This window comes from Ruegeria sp. HKCCA0235A (assembly GCF_013033235.1).
GTDB lineage: Bacteria > Pseudomonadota > Alphaproteobacteria > Rhodobacterales > Rhodobacteraceae > Ruegeria.
In genome coordinates this window covers 237,745-256,811 of sequence record NZ_WQDQ01000002.1, presented here as the reverse complement: position 1 = coordinate 256,811, position 19,067 = coordinate 237,745, and the positions used below count along the sequence as shown (strand labels likewise).

Sequence of the window (19,067 nt, the reverse complement as noted above, 5' to 3'; positions counted from 1 at the left end):
CGGTGTCGAGAGTGAAACATCACGTGGATGTCATCCTTGACCAAAGTCAACGGCAAGGGTTCAGACAAAGCACTTTGGAAAGAAAACACAGATCAAAACCGCCAATAAATCTTGTGTTTCTCACACATGTTTAAGCCCAGTCTTGATTTTGGTTAAGGGCGCCGGGTCATGCGGGCACTACACATTGTTCAACGGCGGGAAAAGCTATGGAGAGCAGGCATGACAGCTGTAATCGCGCGTGTTTTCAGTGAAGGGTTCCGGGTCTTTTTTCTTTCGGCGGGTCTTTACGGTATGTTTGCAGGAGTCGCGTGGGGCGTATGGTTGGCGTCGCTCGACGGGCTGATGCCCTACATGGAACAGAGTTACGCGATGCCGCCGGTGATGTGGCACGCGCATGAGATGATTTTCGGGTATGCAACGGCCGCCTTGGGGGGGTTTTTTCTGACCGCCGTGCCGAACTGGACCGGTGCGCCCGAGGCGCGGGCCCGCTTTATCACGCTTGTCGCATTGATCTGGATGGCCGGGCGTCTGGCGGTCTGGTTTTCCGGAGTGTTGCCACCCCTGTTCGTCGCACTCGTGGACCTGAGCTTTGTTCCCATTCTGGCGCTGAAGATTGCCAGTCAACTGGTTCGTCGGCCCAAGCCCCAGAATATGGTGTTTCTGTATCTTCTGGTTCTGATGTTGGCCTCGAACGTTATGGTTCATTTGGAATGGATGGGGGTCACGGTGGATACGCTGAACACCGGTATCCGGGCCGGGCTTTTGACCTTGTGTTCGATGATCGCGATCCTGGGTGGCCGGATTACGCCGGCTTTTACACGCAATGCCATGAAAAGAGCGGGTCAACCCGAAGCATCGTGGCCGGTATCCGTGGCCTGGCTGGACAGGGCGACGATGATTCTGGCGCTGTTGCTGCCCCTGCTTGTGCTTGCACTTGATGTCGGGCCTGTTGCGGGGGCCGTTGCTTTGGTGATGGGCAGTGTTCAACTGATGCGAATGGCGCGTTGGAGAACAGGCTGGGCCTTGCGTCAACCGATCCTGATCGCCCTGCATCTGGGCCTCGGGATGCTGACCCTGGGTCTGGTTCTCTGGGGGTTGGCGGCCATCGGGATGGGAAATGAGATCGGCGCGCTCCACGTTCTGGGCATTGGTTGCGTTGGTGGCATGACCCTTGCCGTAATGAGCCGCGCCGCCTTGGGCCACAGCGGTCGCCCCCTTGTCGCGCCAAAGCCCATGGCGATTGCCTATGGTTTGATGGCGGTTGCAGCGCTTGTGCGTTGGCTGGGATCCGACATGACAGGAGGGTACATGACGGCGATGCTGACAGCGGATGGATTTTGGATCGCGGCAATGGGGCTGTATCTGTTTGCCATGTGGCCTGCCCTGACCGGCCCCCGCGCCGTGCAACAGCCCTGACGCCTGTTCGGGCGGCGCTTATCGTTCAGCGACCAGTGGCCGCGCGTTCTTGATATGACGATGGACCAAAGCCCGAGCGCGTTTCCCTTTTTCCGGTATCCGTCGTGCGGCCAGCGGAACGTAATTGCGCTGATCCAATTCAGGGAACAATTCAAGAATTTCCGCCCGTGCGTTCGGGTGAACACTGGACAAGGCCTGCGCACCGGTGAGCAGGCTTTCGGAAGGTGCGCCTTCCGCATAGATGATCTCGTGACGGTCGAACAAAAGATGGACATAGGTCACAGCACGGGTGTCATCAGCGATTGAAATGCCGGGCACGCCGACAAGAATGTGAGCAGGAACAAGAACCTCCTCGGCGTCGAACATTCTGACGGCAATCGGCGACCGGACCAGCATACGGTGTTGCGGTGACACGAAAAGATCACGCTGGGGCAAGTGATCGCCCAGTGAACCGGCCTCGATCCGGATGGGCTTCAGCCTGGGACGGGCGCGAAGCGCCGCCTGATCCAGATGTCGCGTGCCAATCCAGCGTATGTGTTGCGGTCCGTTGTCGGCGGTGACGACCGCGTCACCCACCTTCAAATCCTCGATGGACCTCGGACCTTTTGGAGTCATTATCAACGTTCCGGCTACGAAGCACGGCACGTCAATGATAGTGGTCGGATCAGTTGTGTCAGGAGCATTGGTCGGCGTAACATTCACGATGTTCATCGAGTATGTCGTGCCGGGCACAAGGGGTTCAGAGGTTATGTAACCACCCAAAGTTCCGTCAACTTCCACACGATAAACTGTAATCGTACCCCCGCCTGGTTTGGACAGAACATAGGATTCTTCCAGGTAAATTGGGCCACTAAGAAAGGTGGTCGAGCCATCAAGGGTGGTGATGGTGCCGGTCTGCGTCAGATCATCGCCGTCTTCGTTGTCGAAGCGGTCACCGTTGAAAACATCGCCAGTATCGACAATGGGTGGTCCGCCGCCGTTTTGAATAAATCCACCGGCTGCGTCTGTCACGCTGAACAAACGACGATCCGTGTCAGGATCAAAATTGACATCCAATGTAACCGTATCCGGCCCAATCGTATTCACCGTGATTACGCCGGGCGTATAACCGATGTAGGAATAGTTTGCCATTTTCACCCATCACTCTCTGACACGGAATTTACACTTGTTCTCTCAAGCGCTTGGATAACTCTGCCATACTAAAATGTCGACGCGACATTCCTCACGATTGGTTCAGATATCAAGGCGAACCCCAGGCTTTTTCGTGGTTCTTGCTGTTTGTCAGGCATCTGACCTCGTTCCAGAGCATACTTGAGAAGTCTTGACTTTCGTTAAGGCACTCCCGCGTCCCGCCAGTCATGTTGCAGACACTAGCTAATCTGCGCAAAGGAGAGCGCAATGCGAGACGTCATGACAAAGAGCATGGCCCGCAATATTTTTTATGGCGGGTCACTGTTCTTCATTCTCATCTTTCTGGCCCTTTCGGCCCATTCCCACTGGTATATCGTCAATTCCGAAAATGCCGCAAAGCTGGATGACAGTGTGGTGCGGGGCAAGCATGTCTGGGAAAAACACGCCTGTGTGAACTGTCATTCGATTCTGGGTGAAGGGGCCTACTTTGCTCCGGAAGTCGGCAACGTGATGACCCGCTGGGGCGTGCTGGACGACCCGGAATCAGCCTTTGAATCCCTCAAGGGCTGGATGGAAGCACAACCGACCGGCATTCCCGGTCGTCGGCAAATGCCCAATTTCAACCTCAGCGACGAAGAACTCCGTGACCTGACCAACTTCCTGATCTGGACGGACAACATCGACGCGCAGGGCTGGCCGCCCAACGAGGCAGGCTGAGAAAGGGAACGAAACAATGAAATACGAATCCCAAAAAATCGCCTATGCCTACTTTGCGGTAGCCATGGCGTTGTTCGCGATACAGGTGATCGGCGGCCTTCTGGCCGGTTTCATCTATGTATTCCCCAATTTCCTGAGTGAGCTTCTGCCGTTCAACATCGTGCGGATGCTGCACACCAACTCTCTGATCGTCTGGCTGATCCTGGGTTTCTTTGGTGCGGCCTACTTCCTGATCCCGGAAGAAGCCGAGCGCGAGATCCACTCCCCCAAGCTGGCCTATCTGCAACTGATCATCCTTGTTGTCGGTACGTTGGGCGTGGTCGTCACCTATGTCTTCAACCTGTTCGAAGGCAACTGGCTGCTGGGCAAAGAGGGGCGTGAGTTCCTGGAACAGCCCAAATGGGTCAAGGCCGGTATCGTCGTGGCTGCATTGATCTTCCTTTACAACGTGTCGATGACCGTTCTGAAAGGCAAGAAGACAGCCATTACCAACATCCTGCTTCTGGGCCTTTGGGGTCTGGCGCTGCTGTTCCTGTTCGCCTTCTACAACCCGGGCAACCTGTCGCTGGACAAGCAATACTGGTGGTATGTCGTCCACCTGTGGGTCGAAGGTGTGTGGGAACTGATCATGGCCTCGATCCTGGCCTATCTGATGCTCAAGCTGACCGGTGTGGACCGTGAGGTGGTCGAAAAATGGCTCTATGTCATCGTCGCCGCCGCACTGTTCTCGGGCATCCTTGGCACAGGTCACCACTATTACTGGATCGGCACGCCTGCATACTGGCAGTGGATCGGGTCGATCTTCTCTAGCCTCGAGGTGATCCCGTTCTTCGCGATGATGGCCTTTGCCTTCGTCATGGTCTGGAAGGGCCGCCGGGACCACCCCAACAAGGCCGCGCTGCTGTGGTCGCTGGGCTGTGCCACGCTGGCCTTCTTCGGTGCCGGTGTCTGGGGCTTCCTGCACACGCTGCACGGGGTGAACTACTACACCCACGGCACGCAGATCACCGCAGCCCACGGGCACCTGGCCTTCTACGGCGCCTATGTCTGCCTCAATCTGGCGATCTTCAGCTACGCTATGCCGATCCTGAAGAACCGTGATCCCTATAATCAGGTTCTGAATATGGGTTCGTTCTGGCTGATGACCAGCGGCATGGTCTTCATGACCTTCGTGCTGACCTTCGGGGGAACCGTGCAGACTCACATGCAACGTGTCGTCGGAGACTACTTCATGGACGTGCAGGACCAGATCGCGATCTTCTACTGGATGCGTCTTGGCTCTGGTCTGGTCGTTGTCCTTGGGGCGCTGCTGTTCATCTACTCGATCTGGGTTCCTCGCAAAGAGGTCATTGAACCCGGCGCAGCCGAAACCCCAGCGGAGTGATGGATATGGATGGCTCCATGAACCTGAAAGAGGGGGCGGCAAACGCCCCCTTCTACCTGGCCCAGGGCGATGAATGCGATGTCTTCACCGCCGCTTACAAAAACGACCTGCCGGTTCTGCTGAAAGGCCCGACGGGCTGCGGCAAGACCCGGTTTGTGGCCCATATGGCTGCGAAACTTGGCCGCCCGCTTTATACAGTGGCCTGCCACGACGATCTGGCCGCCGCCGACCTGATCGGGCGCTACTTGCTGAAGGGCGGCGAAACCGTCTGGGTCGATGGCCCTCTGACCCGCGCGGTGCGCGAAGGTGCGATCTGCTATCTCGACGAGGTGGTCGAGGCGCGCAAGGACGTCACCGTCGTGCTGCACCCGCTGACCGACGACCGGCGCATCCTGCCGATCGACCGCACCGGAGAAGAGCTTGAGGCCGCGCCCGGTTTCATGCTGGTGGCGTCCTACAACCCCGGCTATCAGAACATCCTGAAAACCCTCAAACCCTCGACCCGGCAGCGGTTCATCTCGCTGGAGTTCGACTTTCCCTCGCCTCAGATGGAAGCCGAGGTGGTCGCGCAGGAAAGCGGCCTGCCGCTGGAACGCTGCAAGCCGCTGGTACGGCTGGCGGGCAAGCTGCGCGGGCTCAAGGGTCAGGACCTCGAGGAAGGCGTGTCCACCCGGCTGGTCGTCTATGCCGCGACGCTGATCGCGCAGGGCATGTCCACCGACCGCGCCATCCTTGCCGCCATGATCGAACCTCTGACCGATGACGAGGATATCAAACGCGGGCTCCTCGATCTTGTCACCGCCGTCTTTGGGTGAGGCCGGCGATGGTCAGGATCGACTTTGAGCCATGGGAACCCGAAGAAACGATCGGGAAACTGTGGCACACCCTTGCCAGCCGCCTCGATGCACCCCAGGTGCATGTTGGAGCCGCGGTCGACCTTTCCGAGGTCGCGGGGCGGCTGGCAGTCCTCTTTCGGGGGCTTGGGGGTAGTCCGGGCGTTGAATTGCGCCCGGTCTCACCCGAGGTTTCGCGTCACCGCCTGAGTTGGCGCCGCAAACTTGCAACCGAAGTGGAATTGATGCCGCGCGCCTCGTTCGACGGAGAGGTTTTGCGTCTGCCTGACCGTCTGGCCGTATTCCCCGCACGCGAGGCAAACGGCGCGCTCTATGTCTGGTTGGCCGCCGCCGCCGCCCATGCCGGAACCCGAATTGACGAAGATGATCCACTGCGTGCCGACCTGCGTGCCTTGATCGCCGCCCGGCATATGGTCGAGGCGACTCTGGACGATGCGCCTGGCTTGCGTCCGCTGTATACCGAGCTGTGCAAGGGCGTGCTGTTTCAGCGCGACATCCCCAGCCTGCCGCCTGCCGAGGCCGCGGTTGAAGAACTGATCCGTCATATGCTGGGCGATCCCAAGCCCCTGTCGGATCAGGCCGAGCACCTTCTGGCACTTGACGACGACCTGATCGCACCGCGCGGCTATCAGCCGATGCGTCCGGTTCCCCTGTGGCCGGAGTTGCGGGCAGTTGGGTTCTCGGAACACAACGAGGTTGAAAACCCCGATACCGAAGGCCCGCCAGAGGAATCCGGTGAAAAGACACACCGTGCCCGGCGCCGCAAATCGGATCAGGCCGAGCGCAGCGACAGTTTCATTCTGCACAAGTTCGAAGCCATCCTCAGTTGGGCCGAGTTTCTGAATATCAACCGTCGCATCGATGACGACGATCCCGACAACGCCAAGAAGGCGGCTGACGATCAGGAAGAGATCGGTCTTGGCCAGATCTCAAAGGCGCCGCCTACCAAGTTGAAGCTTCACCTTGATCTGGCGCCCGAAGACGTCAACCGCGAACGCCTGTCAGGCCGTATTCTATATCCCGAATGGGACGTGCGGACGGGTCAATACCTGCCGGATCATGTGAACGTTCTGCTTTCGGATGCCGATATCCGCGACGATGCCGCCGAGTTCGGCAAGGATCCGGCCGCTGCGCGCCGCATTCTCGCCGTCAAGCGCCAATTCGAGGCGCTGCGCCCGGGGCGCGTGATGACCCGGGGCCATCTGGACGGTGACCAGCTGGATATGGAAGCCGCCGTTCGGGCGCAGGTTGACCGCTGCGCAAATGGTGAAGGGACGGAACGCGTCTGGATGCAATCCCGCCCCGAGGCCCGCGATCTGGCGGTGTCGATCCTGCTGGATGTCAGCCGATCCACCGAAAGCGCGGTCACGGGGCGTGCCGTGATCGATATCGAACGCGAGGCGCTGGCGGCCTTGGCCTGGGGCCTCAACGCTTGCGGTGACGATTTCGCCATTCATGCGTTCAGCTCCCTCAAGCGTCAGCGCGTCTATGTGCAGCGTTGCAAACGGTTTGACGAACCGATGGGAACCAAAGTTGAACAGCGCATCGCGTCGCTGCGCCCCGGACATTATACAAGGTTGGGCGCGGCAATCCGGCACTGTTCCTCAGATCTGGCCAGCCAGTCCCGCAAGCGCCGATTGCTGCTGGTTATCACCGACGGCAAGCCAAACGACCTGGACCATTACGAGGGGCGCCACGGCATCGAAGATACCTGCATGGCCATACGCGAGGCGCGCCGGGCCGGACAGTCAGTGTTCGGCGTCACCATCGATAAAACCGGCAAAAGCTGGTTTCCGCGCATGTTCGGGCAGGGCGGTTTCGCCGTCATCCCAGATCCGCATCGCCTGACCATGGCCCTGCCGCAGATCTATCGCCAGTTGGTCGGCGCATGAGTGATGCCTCTCTGATCGACGAACTGCCGGGCGAGTTCCTGATGTGGGTTCTGATCATTTCGGAACTGCTGGTCTTTGGCGCGGGGATGATCGCCTTCATGGGGGTGCGTCTGACCGATCCGGCAGGTTTTGCCGAGGCGCAGTCGCATCTGCATCGCACCGGTGCAGCCTTGAACACGGCGGTTTTGGTGACGTCAGGCTATCTGGCCGCACAGGCGCTGCATTGGCGGCGGAACATGCAACGTTTGCGGGCCCGGTTTGCGTTGATCCTTGCGGCGCTTCTGGGTGTCGTGTTCCTGATCATCAAGGGTGCGGAATACGCCGACAAGGCGTCTCAGGGGATAGGATACGAAACGCATCCATTCTTTCTGTTCTATTATATGCTGACCGGCTTTCATGCCGCGCATGTCCTCGCCGGGGTTGGAATTCTGTTGCTGGTGGCCTGGCGCGACGACCCCACTAGCGTCGAAGCGGGCGCACAGTTTTGGCACATGGTGGACCTGGTCTGGATCATGCTGTTTCCAGTGATCTATCTGTTGGGATAGTCAGATGGCCCAACCTTCATCTTTGACCAAAGAACCTCGCCAAGGGCCGCCGAACCCTCTGACCCAGGCCTGGCTTGCGCTCTTGGCCCTCAGCGTGGGATCCGCGCTGCTGACCTTGATTGGGGCACCAACCGCGATCATCGCTGGCGGTATCCTGTTGCTGGCGCTGATTAAGGCCCGCGTGATCCTGAAACACTACCTGGATTTGGAGAACAGCCAAAGCTGGCTGCGTGGGTTCACCCTGGTGTTGACCGGATTTTCCGTAGTGATTTTTGCGCTCTACCTGATCTGAGGCAAAAAAATGCCGCCCCGAGAGGCGGCACAAATCAAGCAAAGGGGGGGCTGGTTACTGAGCGGCCTGTGGGATCCGCGCGATCTGACAACGTTGCCAGAGCGCCGACAAGGCACCGACCAGATGATCGATATCCTCATCTGTGTGAACCGGTGACGGCGTGATCCGCAAACGTTCGGTGCCCTTGGGGACAGTGGGATAGTTGATCGGCTGAATGTAGATGCCGAATTCTTCAAGAAGCGTATCCGAGATGAACTTGCACTTCACCGGGTCGCCCACCATCACCGGGATGATATGGCTGGGGTTCGGCAGATGCGGTATCCCTTCCGCATCCAGACGGGCGCGCACCTGATCCACGCGGGCCTTTTGCAGATCACGCTCGGCGCTTGACTGCTTCAGATGCCGGATAGATGCGGCAGCACCGGCCGCGATCGAAGGTGGCAGGGCCGTGGTGAAGATGAAGCCGCTGGCAAAGCTGCGAACGAAATCGCACAGCGCCGCCGAGGCTGCGATGTACCCACCAACCACGCCGAAGGCCTTGCCCAGCGTGCCTTCGATCACGGTCAAGCGATCCATCAGGCCCTCACGCTCGGCAATGCCACCACCGCGCGGGCCATAGAGGCCGACGGCGTGAACCTCATCCAGATAGGTCATCGCGCCGTATTTGTCGGCCAAGTCGCAGATTTCCTTGATCGGCGCGATATCACCATCCATGGAATAAACGGACTCAAAGGCGATCATCTTGGGCGCGTCGGGGTCGGCGTCGGCCAGTTTGGCCTCCAGATCCGCAAGATCGTTATGTTTCCATATCACCTTCTGCGCCCGTGAGTGGCGGATGCCTTCGATCATCGAGGCATGGTTCAGCGCATCAGAGAAAACGATCAGACCGGGGATCTTCGCAGCCAGCGTTCCCAGAGCGGCCCAGTTTGATACATAGCCCGAGGTGAACAGCAAAGCGGTCTCTTTGCCATGGAGATCTGCCAACTCTGCCTCAAGCAGCACGTGGTCATGCGTAGTGCCCGAGATGTTGCGCGTTCCGCCCGCACCGGCGCCACAACGCTCCAGCGCATCGTGCATGGCGTTGATGACCGCAGGGTGTTGCCCCATTCCAAGGTAGTCATTCGAGCACCAGATACGCACATCCCGCTGGATCGAACCATCGGTCTGGCGAGCGTTCGGGAAGGCTCCGCAACGTCGCTGCAAGTCGATGAAAACCCGATAGTTTCCTTCATCTTTCAAAGCGTCGAGGCTCTGGCTGAAAAATCGCTCGAAATCCATCTGACATGCTCCCCGGATAACTGGCTGCGAACCGACCCTAGGGCAGCGACGGGCCCCGTGACATGACAATTGTCAAGTTGATCGTCAAGAAAAAGACTGGCACAGCCACGCCGGCTTTGGCATAGCAGGGCATTGGGGATGATTGCCCGGGCCATCGCCCGGACTGGATGAAGAAGGGAGTGCCTTCATGCCACACGAGGCACAAAAGGCGATTGCGCGGCAGTCTCTGCTTCTGCGCAGCCTGCCGGATCAGCATGTGGATACTTTGCTGCGGCAAGCGATTTGGCGGCAATATGACCGTGGCGAGACGATCTTTCTGCAAGAGGAAGAAGCCAAGGCTGTACACGTTGTCCTGGCCGGATGGGTCAAGCTGTTCCGCATCTCTCCGACCGGGGCGGAAGCGGTGGTGAGCGTTTTCACCCGCGGAGAAAGCTTTGGTGAGGCCGTTGCGCTGCGCAACGTACCGTATCCCGTGTCCGCCGAAGCCGTTTCAGCCTGTGAAGTGATGCATATTCCCAGCCCTGTGCTGTTGTCCCTTATGAAGGAAGACCCGGAAATCGGCGTTTCAATTCTGGCTGCGACGTTCACGCATCTGCATGCTCTGGTGGCGCAGCTGGAGCAATTGAAAGCGCAAACCGGGGCGCAACGCGTTGCAGAGTTTCTGTTGAACCTGTGCGATTGTGATTCCGGTCGGTGCGAGGTGGAACTGCCCTACGACAAGATGCTGATCGCCGGACGTCTGGGGATGAAGCCCGAAAGCCTGAGCCGCGCGTTTTCGCGATTGAAACCCGTTGGCGTCAAGATCGACAGGAACCACGCGGATATCGCCGACATGGACGATTTGCGCAACTACGCCGAAAGCGACACCAGCGAGAGGTGATTGATCACCGGCGGCCGGCCCCTTCGGCGCCGGCCCGCTTCAGCAGGGGGTTCAGTCGGGCGCTTTTGCGCATGACCGGCTGTCTTCCACGCTTTCCAAAACCTCATTATCCTGATCAGCAGTGCCATCCATCGGCACGAGTCGTTTGCATGAAAATGAAGGGCACCTGGTCCATGATAGACGCAGCGCTTTCAAACTATCCCCGCGCAAGGTTGATGACATCGGTCACACCGGTCGAACGGCTAGAGCGACTTTCTGACCAATTGGGGCTGGATTTGTGGATCAAGCGCGACGACCTGACCGGGCTCAGCTTCGGCGGAAACAAGACCCGTCAGCTGGAATTTTACATGGGGGAGGCGCTGAGGCAGGGGGCGGACACCATCCTGATCACGGGTGCCGTGCAATCCAATTTCGTGCGCACTGCGGCGGCAGCGGCGGCAAAACTGGGAATGTCATCCGTTCTTCAATTGGAAGACCGCGTGGCGCATATGGGAGAATTCTACCATCGATCCGGAAATGTTCTTCTGGCCCAGCTTCTGGGGGCGGAACACATGAGCTACCCCAAGGGTGAGGACGAGGCGGGCGCCGACAACGCTCTTCACGAACGCGCCGACCAACTGGTGGCTGAGGGCCGAAAACCATACGTGATCCATCTGGGCATCGATCACCCTCCGCTGGGAGCGTTGGGCTATGTGGCGGGGGCGGCCGAGTTGCATACTCAGATCAGCGATTTCGACGCGGCGGTGGTTCCGTCTGGCAGCGGGTCTACCCATGCGGGGTTTCTGGCCGGATTGCGTTTGGTCGGGCAGTCTGCGCCTGTCTACGGCATATGCGTGCGTCGCGATCAGAACCAGCAGAAAGCGCGTCTGCAAAAGGTCCTGGGGCGATTGGCAACCATGATGGGTTTCGACCCTGCCTTGGTCATGGAAGACATTTGTACCTGGGGCGGCGCCTTGGCTCCCGGATATGGGCGGGTCGGTCCGGCAACCCGCGAGGCGTTGACCCTGATGGCGCGCTCCGAGGGCATCTTTCTTGACCCTGTTTATTCCGCCAAAACCTTTGCAGGGCTTCTTGGGCTGCTTGAACAAGGCGTCATCGAAAAAGGCCAGAAAGTTGTTCTGCTGCACACAGGTGGCCAACCGGCGTTGTTCGGATATCAGGACGAGTTGCAACCGAGTTGACGCAGCGAAGCATTGCGCGTGTGGTCCTACGGGGCGACGGGATGGATGAAAGGCTGTTGCCCGCTGAACTGGCCGGGAAAGTACTCTACGACGCTTTCGAGTGATTGAGCAAAGACATGGCTTGCACGACATCGCGGGATTGCGCGCCATCAACGATCGTGGCCAGAATCTTTCCAAGATCAGGCGGCGAGGCCGGTGTGCAGCCAAGTTGGCCGCAGGTTTGCACGTAATCCACCGCTGTGCGCAGTTCGAACATTCTTGCCCGCTGTTTGCGCGCGGTTTCCAGAGCCTCCGCGAACAGATCATCTGCGGCAGTTTCCATGGACCGCGCCAACGCCTGTATCCGATCTGTTTCCGCTTGAGCCCACCCTTCATGGGTCAGTGCCTGCTGTTCACGTGCTTCATCCAGCAGGCGCTGCGCGGCCTTCGGTTCGCCCGCTTTCAGTGACGCTTCGGCAAGGGCCGTCAGGAACACCGGCTTGTAGTTTCCAGCCCCGCTGGCCCACCAGGCTTCGGACGCCTCGCGCATTGCTCGGATCGTTTCCGGGCCAGGCGTGATCTGCGCGTCTGCCCAGCATCGCCAGACATTCGCCGTCAGTATCATGAAGGGGAAAGTGTGTTTCGTCGCCACTTCTTCAAGGCGGGCGACAACGTCGTAAACCTGTTCCGGTTCACGCCGCAACAGGTGCAGCATACACAGATACGTCAGGGTCTGGGCCAGACTATGTGCGTGATTGAGTTTCCGCGCCGCCGAGATCGCCTGCTGCTGGATTTCGAGCGCGCGGTCCGGTTCTCCGCGCAACCAGGCCGTAACGCTCAGGAAACAGGATGTAATGGCGGCATGATCCGTTCCATAGACATAGGCGAGGCGGCTGTGCTGCTGTGGATCATACAAGTGCAGCGCTTGCAGCAGATGATCGTGGGCCGCGTCCAGATGTCCGATATGCAACAAGACGGCACCCATGGCCCGGAGCGCAATCATAGTGTGATGCGTTTCCCCGGTCAGATTGGCCAGCTCCAACAACTGCGCCGCGACGTCCTTGGCAAGGTCGTATTCACCGCGGACAAGATGATACGCGTAGAGCCCATTGAGCACAGGAAACAATTGTTCCGTTTCACCCAGCCGATTGCACAGGTCGCGGATCCGGGCATACACCGCCCCCGTTTCATCGGCCGCGATGCCAGCGGTCGAGCGCAGAACGCCGGCCCGCAATGTCTGGATCTTTGTTTCCATGCGGTCGCGGTCAACCGAGTCTTCCTGCTGTTCAAGCAACGCCAACGCACGCCCCAGCTGAGTGGCTGCTTCAATCCCGGCCGAGCGTTCAACGGCACGTTGCCCGGCCAGATACCAGTGTTCTATCGCTTCGTCCGGCATATCTGCCATCGTGTAGTGATGAGCCAGAATTTCCGGACCGGCAGAGTTTTCGCGCAACGAGGCAGAGTTCAGTGCTTGGACCACACGCGCATGCAGCGTTCGCCTCTCGCGTTTCAGCAGGCTGTTGTAAGCGGTGTCGCGAATGAGAGCGTGACGATAACTGAACGTTTCCTCGAGCTCTGAGTCTGAAACGATCACGATCCCGGCATCCACCAGCAAATCCAGACCGGAACGTAACGCCCGTTCATCAAAGCGGGACACGCTTGCAATCATCGGATAAGAGAATTGCGGGCCAATGACAGCGCCGATCTGTGCCACTTCCTTGGCCGAGCTCAGTCGATCAAGACGAGCCATCAACGCGTCATGCAGTGTTTTCGGCACAGTGGGTGATGGCGTGGACCGGTCGATCGTATAGGCGTCGGCGCGTTCGGTCAGAAGATCGGATTCCAGCAGATCCTTCGTCACCTCTTCTACGAACAGCGGGACACCGTTGGATCTGGCGGCAATCAGACGGTGAACTTCGTCCGGGACGGTCTTGCCTTTGGCAACATCGTTCACGATCTCTTTGACCTGCGCGAAATCCAGTTGTTGAAGCGCGACGTGCATCAGGTTGTGCGATTGTGGCCAGTCCGGATCAAAGCCTGTCCGATAGCTCATGACCATCAGCAGGCGCGCGTCCTCTATCCGGGTTACAAGCTGATCAAGCAGAGTCTTTGTCGTTGGATCGATCCAATGTGCATCTTCAAACAGCAACAGGGTCGGGGTTTCCTGCGCCAAGCCGATCACATGATTGACCAGCATGTCCAGCGTCTGCTTCATGATCTGCTCAGGGGTCAAGTCCAGCGGGCCAAGCCTGTCTTCAAACGGGACCGACAACAGTGCCGCAGCCAGTTTCAGAGACCCTTCAGAAGGATCGCCCAGAACGCCGTGGATCTTGTTCAATTTTTCGTCCGCACTGTCACCGGCCCGCAGTTCGGCCGCGTTTTCAAGCTGGCGAATGATCGGGTACAACGCGCTTGCGTCATGAAAGGGCGAACACTGAAATCGAAGCTGTCGGTGTTTTGCGTCCGGGATCGTGCGGCGAAGCTCTTCGATCAGCCTGGACTTTCCTATGCCCGCCTCGCCCGAGACCAGCACCACCTGACCTTGACCCTGACGGGCCAGCCTCCACTTGCTTTGAAGGGTTTCATGCTCCTGCGCGCGCCCGACCAATGAACTCATCCGGGCGTCGTCTGCCGCAAGAAAACGGCTGAGAGTCTGGCGCGTGCCGGTGACCTGCCAGGCTTCGACCTCTTTGGCAAAGCCTTTCAATTGAAACGTGCCACGGCGCACATATTCGAACGCATCACCCGCCAATTCCCGTGTCGTCGGCGCGACGATCATTGTCCCCGGATCAGCCATCGATTGAAGCCGTGCGGCAAGGTTCGGGGTCTCGCCCATGGCGGTTCCATCCTCGAACATCTTCTCTCCCCGCAGGTCACCGACGACAACCAGGCCGGTCGCGATCCCTATGCGGACTTCAAGATGAGCATGCGTGCGGATTTCCGGAATTTCGCGAACGATCCGAAGACCTGCATGAATGGCGCGTTCCGGGTCGTCTTCATGCGCATGCGGAAAGCCAAAAAACACCATGATGCCGTCGCCATAGTAACTGGCGATATGCCCGTCAAAAGCGGCGACCGCAGCGGCGCAGGTCTCTTTGAACAGCCTCAGAACCTCGGCCAGATCTTCAGGATCCAGCTTTTGCGATATCGCCGTCGACCCAACAAGATCGATGAACATGACCGTCAGCTGTCTGCGCTCTGCAATGATGTTGGGTTCCTGATGCGCGCGATGTGATCCCGCAGGCTGCCCGGTTTCATCCCGTATTGCTTTCAGAAAGCGGCGCCTGGGTCCAATGGGCAGGCCGATCGTGACAAGGTCATCGTCGCTCAGTTCCGGCAGATCACCCAGTTCGACCTCGTGCCGGGAGAAGGCGTTGACATATTTGGACAAGCCGTTTCGGATCAGCCATTCATCTATGTCAGCCATTTGACCACCATGCATGGCCGCGACCAGGCCGATCCAAGCATTCCCCATTTCCCTCTGGTTGAAAGGACCAGCCCCGGGCGCAGTCCGGGAAAACACCACCCTATCAAGGACGACCCGCGAATTCCGGTCAAGTGTTCAATTTAAGGGTGAGGAAATTTCATTGCGCGAAACGGTATCGGAGCCTGCCATCTCTATTTGCCGGTCCGAAAATCGATGTGAATGTGATTGCCGTCCGGATCCCAGACGTTCAACTGAACGGTGTCGATCGCCGTCAGTTCCACACGGCGATAGGAGACGCCATTTGTTTTGAGATGCGCTTCGAACCGATCCAACCCTGTCGCCGAAAAAGCGAAATGCTCAAGCTTCAGGTCTGCGTCCGAACCCGTGGCCTCGGCCTGGACACCGACCAGATGCACGAAGGCGTTTTCTTCGACATAAAGCCAGGCTCCGGGAAAGGGGAAGGGTGGGCGTGGCCCGACCCGCATCCCCAGCACGTTGCAGTACCATTCGATCATCTCGTCCAAACGCGTGGTGCGCAGATTGACATGATCCAGTGACGTGATCCCCATGGCCTAGCCTCGGGTCCATTTGATCGAACATCCCATTGAGGGTGTCTGATCTTGGGGGCCTTGCCCGGTCTCGGCAATTTGCAGCATTGCATTAACCAATTCTGGTTCGCGCTTGCCAGTCTGGCCGCGGCCCAGATTGTCCAGACGGCCCCGGTACTGCAACTTTCCATCCGCATTCAAACCGAAGAAATCCGGAGTGCAGACAGCACCAAAAGCCTTTCCTACGGATTGATCCTCGTCCACGAGATATGGAAAGTTGAAGCCGTTCTGCCGTGCGAATTCCAACATGTTCGGCGGCGAATCTTCGGCGTAATCGCGATAGTCGTTCGACATGACCGCCAACACGCCGATCCCCTTGGACATCAGCAGGTCCGTGTCTTGGGCAAGCCGGTCCGTTATCGTTTTGACATAGGGGCAATGATTGCAGATGAAGGCGATCAGCAACCCGTTTTGCAGGTGATCGGACATCTTGAAGGCCCGACCGTTCGGGTCTTTGAGCGTGAAGTCCGGGGCGTTCCAACCGAAATCGCAGATCGGAGTGTCGAGCAGCATGATTGTCCTTTTTTGTGACCAATTGGCATGTTCAGACCAGCTTAGCTGACGGGCGCAGTTAAGTAGAGCGAGATTCCCGGCGTCATGTCTGCGACGGAATGCGCCTGCAAACGTATCTGGTTCAGATCAGCAGCGTTGACAGGCTTGGGTAATAGCTGAGCAGAAGCAACACCAAAGTTACTGCGATCAGGAAAGGCCAAAGCGATTTCAGGATTGAACCGGGCGATGTGCCGCTCATGGACGAGGCGATGTACAATCCGATCCCGACCGGGGGCGTCAGCAGCCCAAGCACAAGGTTCAGGCAAGCAACAATGCCGAACTGATAAGGGCTGATATCATATGAACCGGTTGCAATCGGCAGCAGGATCGGAGTGATCAGGATGATCGCGGCGATGCCATCGATCACCATTCCAACCAGCAAAAGCGCAAGGTTCACGATCAGCAGGAACACGAACGGGTCCGAAGTGATCGAGGTGATCAACCCAGCCAGTTGCTGTGGTATTTCCTCATAGATGATGACCCAGCCGAACACGCTGGCGGCCGCGATCATGAACAGGATCATCGACGCGTTGGCCGCCGTGCGTTTGAACATCTGTGCCAGGTTGCTCGGCTTCAGGTCCCCGTAGACCAACCAGCCCACCAGAAACGCGATCAGGGACGCGATTGCGGCGGATTCGGTCGGTGTGGCGATCCCGAACAGAATGCCGCCTATGATCGACATCGGGATCAGCAGGGCGGGGGCCGCGCTGATCAAGGCCTGGACGGCTTCGGCACGCGTCATCCAATGCCCCTTCGGAAAGTTCTGCCACCACCCGATCAGTGTGATGACCGATGCAAAAGCCCCGGCAAGGATCAAACCGGGCAGGATTCCTGCAATGAACATGTCACCAATCGGGATCTGAGCCAGAACACCGAAGATGACAAACATCATCGACGGCGGGATGACCGGAGCCAGCAGCCCGCCCGCGGCCGTCGTGGCAGCGGCGAAACCCTTGTCATAGCCCTCCTCCTCCATCGCGGGGACCATGGCGCGCGACATCACCGCGATCTGCGCCGTCGCAGACCCGATGATGGCCGCCATGAACATGTTTGCCAGCAAGTTGATATAGGCCAGCCCGCCACGAAACCCGCCGACAAATACCCGGGCCAGCGCGACAAGGCGCCGGGTCATGCCGCCTTCGTTCATCAATTCTCCGGTCAACATGAACAGAGGAATTGCCAGCAGGCCGTAATTCTCAAGACCGCCGAACATTTTCTGCGCGAAGCTGTCATAAAGAACCGTGTTGCCGCTTTCCCAGATGTACCAGATGGCCGTGATCGCCAGCACGATCGCCACGGGCACGGACAGAAGTAGAGTGGCCAGAAAGACGATGGGGCTCATGGCTGTGCCCCTTTGCCCGGGGGGCTCAGCAGATGCATGGTGGAATGCAGTGTCGCGCCCAGTGCGAAAAGCCACATCACCAACCAGAACAGATACTTTGGCAGGCCCAGGGTCAGCGTTGGCTCGGCGTAGATGAAATTGAATGTCTGACCTTGAAACGCCGCCACGTCAAATCCGCTGCTGGCGATGTCCAGCGGAAGGAACCAGCGCCAGCAGAACCACAGCATCGCAAGGGAAAAAGCAAACACGACCACGTCCACACCCTTGCGGATCAATGGTTTCGCGCGTTCGGGCACGTTGTCGGAAACGATGGAGATCGACACCGAGCTGCGATGGTGCAATGCGGAAGACGCGCCCAGAAAAGTCATCCAGACCATCGCGTAGATCGCCAGCTCATCAACCCAGAACAGGGCGTTGCCCGCCGTTCGCGTCACGACATTCAACAAAATCAGAGCCGTTATGCAGACTGCCAGAAAGGCAGCGCACCACAACTCGACCCGCGCCAAGCCTGCCGACAGCCGATACAACATCGCTGCTCTCCCGTGAAAAAGGGCGCAGGATCGAGCTGCGCCCCTTTCGTCATGCCGTTTTCGTTATTTTGTTTCTGCCGCAGTCTGCCGCAAAGCGTCAAGGGAAGAGGTTTTCTGGGACCAGATCCCGTTCCACTCTTCGATCGCGTCGCCAAAGAACGAGGCATCAACCTTTTTGTAGGCTTTGCCAGTGCCCTCGATCTGCTCCAGCCATTTGGCATCGTTTTCAACGTAGGCATCAATGGTGCTGTCGACATGCTTGGCCATGAGTTCCGCGATCATCGCGCGGTCTTCTTCAGACAAACCAGCCCAGACCTTGGCCGATACCAGCCCGACCATCGGGAACATCATGTGATCCGACTGCACGATCGTGTCGGCGTGTTCATAATATTTCAGAACCCAGATCAGCTCGGCGTCCATGTCGATGGCGTCGACCTGACCATTGGCCAGCGCATCATAGACGGCAGGCAAGGGCATGGGCGTGGGTGCTGCGCCTACCGCGTTGTAGAAATCCAGGATCGGTGTGAAGGGCGTGATCCGCAGTTTCAGGCCCGATAGATCTTCGGCGGAGGAAACCTCGCCCCGGCTGACGATCTGGCGCAATCCGGCCATCCCATATCCCAGTCCAACGACACCAACCTGCCCCGGCAAGGGTTCCAGCATGGATTTGGCCGTATCAGATCGCAGGATGCGCCCCGCGTGCCCAATGTCATCTGCCAGATAGGGCGCATAGAATGCCCCCAACTCGGGCGCGCGGTTCGAAACTTCAGCCACGGTCATGAAAGCCATGTCCAACGCGCCGGTCTGCAATTGTTGCAGCATTTCGGCCTCGTTCCCCAACTGGCGGGCCGGGAAGACCGATACCGAATGCGCGCCACCACTGGCCTCATTCAACTCGGCCCCAAACGCTTCGGCGGCTTTGGTCCAGATATGCGGTGGCGGCGTGATCAGACCCAACCGAAACTCTTCGGCGTGAGCGGCCACGGACGCCAGTGCCAACGCAGCCGCAGAGGCGGCGATTTTTGCGAAATGTCTCATTACTTCCCCTGTTTGATCTTG

At 58.6% G+C, this 19,067-nt stretch carries 17 protein-coding genes; 9 read left to right on the top strand and 8 right to left on the bottom strand.

Annotated features, from left to right (window positions below):
• The first annotated feature begins 219 nt into the window (after positions 1-219).
• Positions 220-1,416, top strand: coding sequence for an NnrS family protein (locus GOW56_RS05190; RefSeq protein ID WP_171205194.1), 1,197 nt, complete (start codon positions 220-222; stop codon positions 1,414-1,416).
• An 18-nt stretch (positions 1,417-1,434) separates the two neighbouring features.
• Here GOW56_RS05190 and GOW56_RS21745 read toward each other — a convergent pair whose 3' ends face one another.
• A complete protein-coding gene (locus GOW56_RS21745) occupies positions 1,435-2,547 on the bottom strand; it encodes a Hint domain-containing protein (RefSeq protein ID WP_254447162.1) in 1,113 nt (370 codons plus the stop codon).
• A gap of 267 nt (positions 2,548-2,814) precedes the next feature.
• Here GOW56_RS21745 and GOW56_RS05180 point away from each other — a divergent pair, with 267 nt between their 5' ends.
• Genes GOW56_RS05180 through GOW56_RS05155 form a run of 6 tightly spaced genes read left to right on the top strand, consistent with a single transcriptional unit; the run spans position 2,815 to position 8,231 of the window.
• Positions 2,815-3,264, top strand: a complete 450-nt coding sequence (locus GOW56_RS05180) for a cytochrome c (RefSeq protein ID WP_152460362.1) — start codon at positions 2,815-2,817, stop codon at positions 3,262-3,264.
• Between the two features lie 16 nt (positions 3,265-3,280).
• Positions 3,281-4,648, top strand: a complete 1,368-nt coding sequence (locus tag GOW56_RS05175) for a cbb3-type cytochrome c oxidase subunit I (RefSeq protein ID WP_152460361.1) — start codon at positions 3,281-3,283, stop codon at positions 4,646-4,648.
• 5 nt (positions 4,649-4,653) lie between these two features.
• On the top strand, positions 4,654-5,463 hold the full coding sequence (locus GOW56_RS05170) for a CbbQ/NirQ/NorQ/GpvN family protein (protein ID WP_371807876.1): 810 nt from the start codon (positions 4,654-4,656) through the stop codon (positions 5,461-5,463).
• A gap of 8 nt (positions 5,464-5,471) precedes the next feature.
• Positions 5,472-7,394, top strand: a complete 1,923-nt coding sequence (locus GOW56_RS05165) for a nitric oxide reductase activation protein NorD (protein WP_171205192.1) — start codon at positions 5,472-5,474, stop codon at positions 7,392-7,394.
• Complete coding sequence (locus GOW56_RS05160) at positions 7,391-7,939, top strand: cytochrome c oxidase subunit 3 (protein WP_171169755.1); 549 nt, start codon at positions 7,391-7,393, stop codon at positions 7,937-7,939. Before GOW56_RS05165 ends, GOW56_RS05160 begins: the two co-directional genes overlap by 4 nt.
• A 4-nt stretch (positions 7,940-7,943) precedes the next feature.
• On the top strand, positions 7,944-8,231 hold the full coding sequence (locus GOW56_RS05155; RefSeq protein ID WP_171169753.1) for a cytochrome C oxidase subunit IV family protein: 288 nt from the start codon (positions 7,944-7,946) through the stop codon (positions 8,229-8,231).
• Positions 8,232-8,285: 54 nt separating this feature from the next.
• On the opposite strand, the gene hemA is transcribed toward GOW56_RS05155, so the two are convergent.
• On the bottom strand, positions 8,286-9,509 hold the full coding sequence (gene hemA, locus GOW56_RS05150; RefSeq protein WP_171205191.1) for a 5-aminolevulinate synthase: 1,224 nt from the start codon (positions 9,507-9,509) through the stop codon (positions 8,286-8,288).
• 187 nt (positions 9,510-9,696) lie between these two features.
• Between hemA and GOW56_RS05145 the strand changes: the two genes are divergently transcribed.
• Together GOW56_RS05145 and GOW56_RS05140 are read left to right on the top strand one after the other, a co-directional pair.
• Positions 9,697-10,389 carry a Crp/Fnr family transcriptional regulator gene (locus GOW56_RS05145; protein ID WP_170345468.1) on the top strand — a complete coding sequence of 231 codons (693 nt, stop codon included), beginning with the start codon at positions 9,697-9,699 and terminating at the stop codon, positions 10,387-10,389.
• Between the two features lie 149 nt (positions 10,390-10,538).
• Positions 10,539-11,570 carry a D-cysteine desulfhydrase family protein gene (locus GOW56_RS05140; protein WP_254447161.1) on the top strand — a complete coding sequence of 344 codons (1,032 nt, stop codon included), beginning with the start codon at positions 10,539-10,541 and terminating at the stop codon, positions 11,568-11,570.
• An 85-nt stretch (positions 11,571-11,655) separates the two neighbouring features.
• Here the strand turns inward: GOW56_RS05140 and GOW56_RS05135 are convergent, their stop codons facing one another.
• The 6 genes from GOW56_RS05135 to GOW56_RS05110 form a co-directional block, all read right to left on the bottom strand.
• On the bottom strand, positions 11,656-14,976 hold the full coding sequence (locus tag GOW56_RS05135) for an AAA family ATPase (protein WP_171205189.1): 3,321 nt from the start codon (positions 14,974-14,976) through the stop codon (positions 11,656-11,658).
• Between the two features lie 191 nt (positions 14,977-15,167).
• Positions 15,168-15,545: a VOC family protein gene (locus GOW56_RS05130; RefSeq protein ID WP_171205188.1), complete on the bottom strand. Its 378-nt coding sequence runs from the start codon at positions 15,543-15,545 to the stop codon at positions 15,168-15,170.
• A 3-nt stretch (positions 15,546-15,548) separates the two neighbouring features.
• A complete protein-coding gene (locus GOW56_RS05125) occupies positions 15,549-16,097 on the bottom strand; it encodes a thioredoxin family protein (RefSeq protein ID WP_171205187.1) in 549 nt (182 codons plus the stop codon).
• A gap of 121 nt (positions 16,098-16,218) precedes the next feature.
• A complete protein-coding gene (locus GOW56_RS05120) occupies positions 16,219-17,478 on the bottom strand; it encodes a TRAP transporter large permease (protein ID WP_171205186.1) in 1,260 nt (419 codons plus the stop codon).
• The gene (locus GOW56_RS05115) at positions 17,475-18,008 is read right to left on the bottom strand and encodes a TRAP transporter small permease (RefSeq protein WP_171205185.1); all 534 of its coding nucleotides are present in this window, start codon (positions 18,006-18,008) and stop codon (positions 17,475-17,477) included. The genes GOW56_RS05120 and GOW56_RS05115 overlap by 4 nt, the downstream gene beginning before the upstream one ends.
• 63 nt (positions 18,009-18,071) lie before the next feature.
• The gene (locus tag GOW56_RS05110; RefSeq protein ID WP_171169737.1) at positions 18,072-19,046 is read right to left on the bottom strand and encodes a TRAP transporter substrate-binding protein; all 975 of its coding nucleotides are present in this window, start codon (positions 19,044-19,046) and stop codon (positions 18,072-18,074) included.
• Positions 19,047-19,067: the final 21 nt, after the last annotated feature.

Bases quoted from the DNA above. Each gene is read 5' to 3' on its own strand.
- GOW56_RS05190 (WP_171205194.1), top strand. From the start codon at position 220: ATGACAGCTGTAATCGCGCGTGTTTTCAGTGAAGGGTTCCGGGTCTTT.
- GOW56_RS21745 (WP_254447162.1), bottom strand. From the start codon at position 2,547: ATGGCAAACTATTCCTACATCGGTTATACGCCCGGCGTAATCACGGTG.
- GOW56_RS05180 (WP_152460362.1), top strand. From the start codon at position 2,815: ATGCGAGACGTCATGACAAAGAGCATGGCCCGCAATATTTTTTATGGC.
- GOW56_RS05175 (WP_152460361.1), top strand. From the start codon at position 3,281: ATGAAATACGAATCCCAAAAAATCGCCTATGCCTACTTTGCGGTAGCC.
- GOW56_RS05170 (WP_371807876.1), top strand. From the start codon at position 4,654: ATGGATGGCTCCATGAACCTGAAAGAGGGGGCGGCAAACGCCCCCTTC.
- GOW56_RS05165 (WP_171205192.1), top strand. From the start codon at position 5,472: ATGGTCAGGATCGACTTTGAGCCATGGGAACCCGAAGAAACGATCGGG.
- GOW56_RS05160 (WP_171169755.1), top strand. From the start codon at position 7,391: ATGAGTGATGCCTCTCTGATCGACGAACTGCCGGGCGAGTTCCTGATG.
- GOW56_RS05155 (WP_171169753.1), top strand. From the start codon at position 7,944: ATGGCCCAACCTTCATCTTTGACCAAAGAACCTCGCCAAGGGCCGCCG.
- hemA (WP_171205191.1), bottom strand. From the start codon at position 9,509: ATGGATTTCGAGCGATTTTTCAGCCAGAGCCTCGACGCTTTGAAAGAT.
- GOW56_RS05145 (WP_170345468.1), top strand. From the start codon at position 9,697: ATGCCACACGAGGCACAAAAGGCGATTGCGCGGCAGTCTCTGCTTCTG.
- GOW56_RS05140 (WP_254447161.1), top strand. From the start codon at position 10,539: ATGAAAATGAAGGGCACCTGGTCCATGATAGACGCAGCGCTTTCAAAC.
- GOW56_RS05135 (WP_171205189.1), bottom strand. From the start codon at position 14,976: ATGGCTGACATAGATGAATGGCTGATCCGAAACGGCTTGTCCAAATAT.
- GOW56_RS05130 (WP_171205188.1), bottom strand. From the start codon at position 15,545: ATGGGGATCACGTCACTGGATCATGTCAATCTGCGCACCACGCGTTTG.
- GOW56_RS05125 (WP_171205187.1), bottom strand. From the start codon at position 16,097: ATGCTGCTCGACACTCCGATCTGCGATTTCGGTTGGAACGCCCCGGAC.
- GOW56_RS05120 (WP_171205186.1), bottom strand. From the start codon at position 17,478: ATGAGCCCCATCGTCTTTCTGGCCACTCTACTTCTGTCCGTGCCCGTG.
- GOW56_RS05115 (WP_171205185.1), bottom strand. From the start codon at position 18,008: ATGTTGTATCGGCTGTCGGCAGGCTTGGCGCGGGTCGAGTTGTGGTGC.
- GOW56_RS05110 (WP_171169737.1), bottom strand. From the start codon at position 19,046: ATGAGACATTTCGCAAAAATCGCCGCCTCTGCGGCTGCGTTGGCACTG.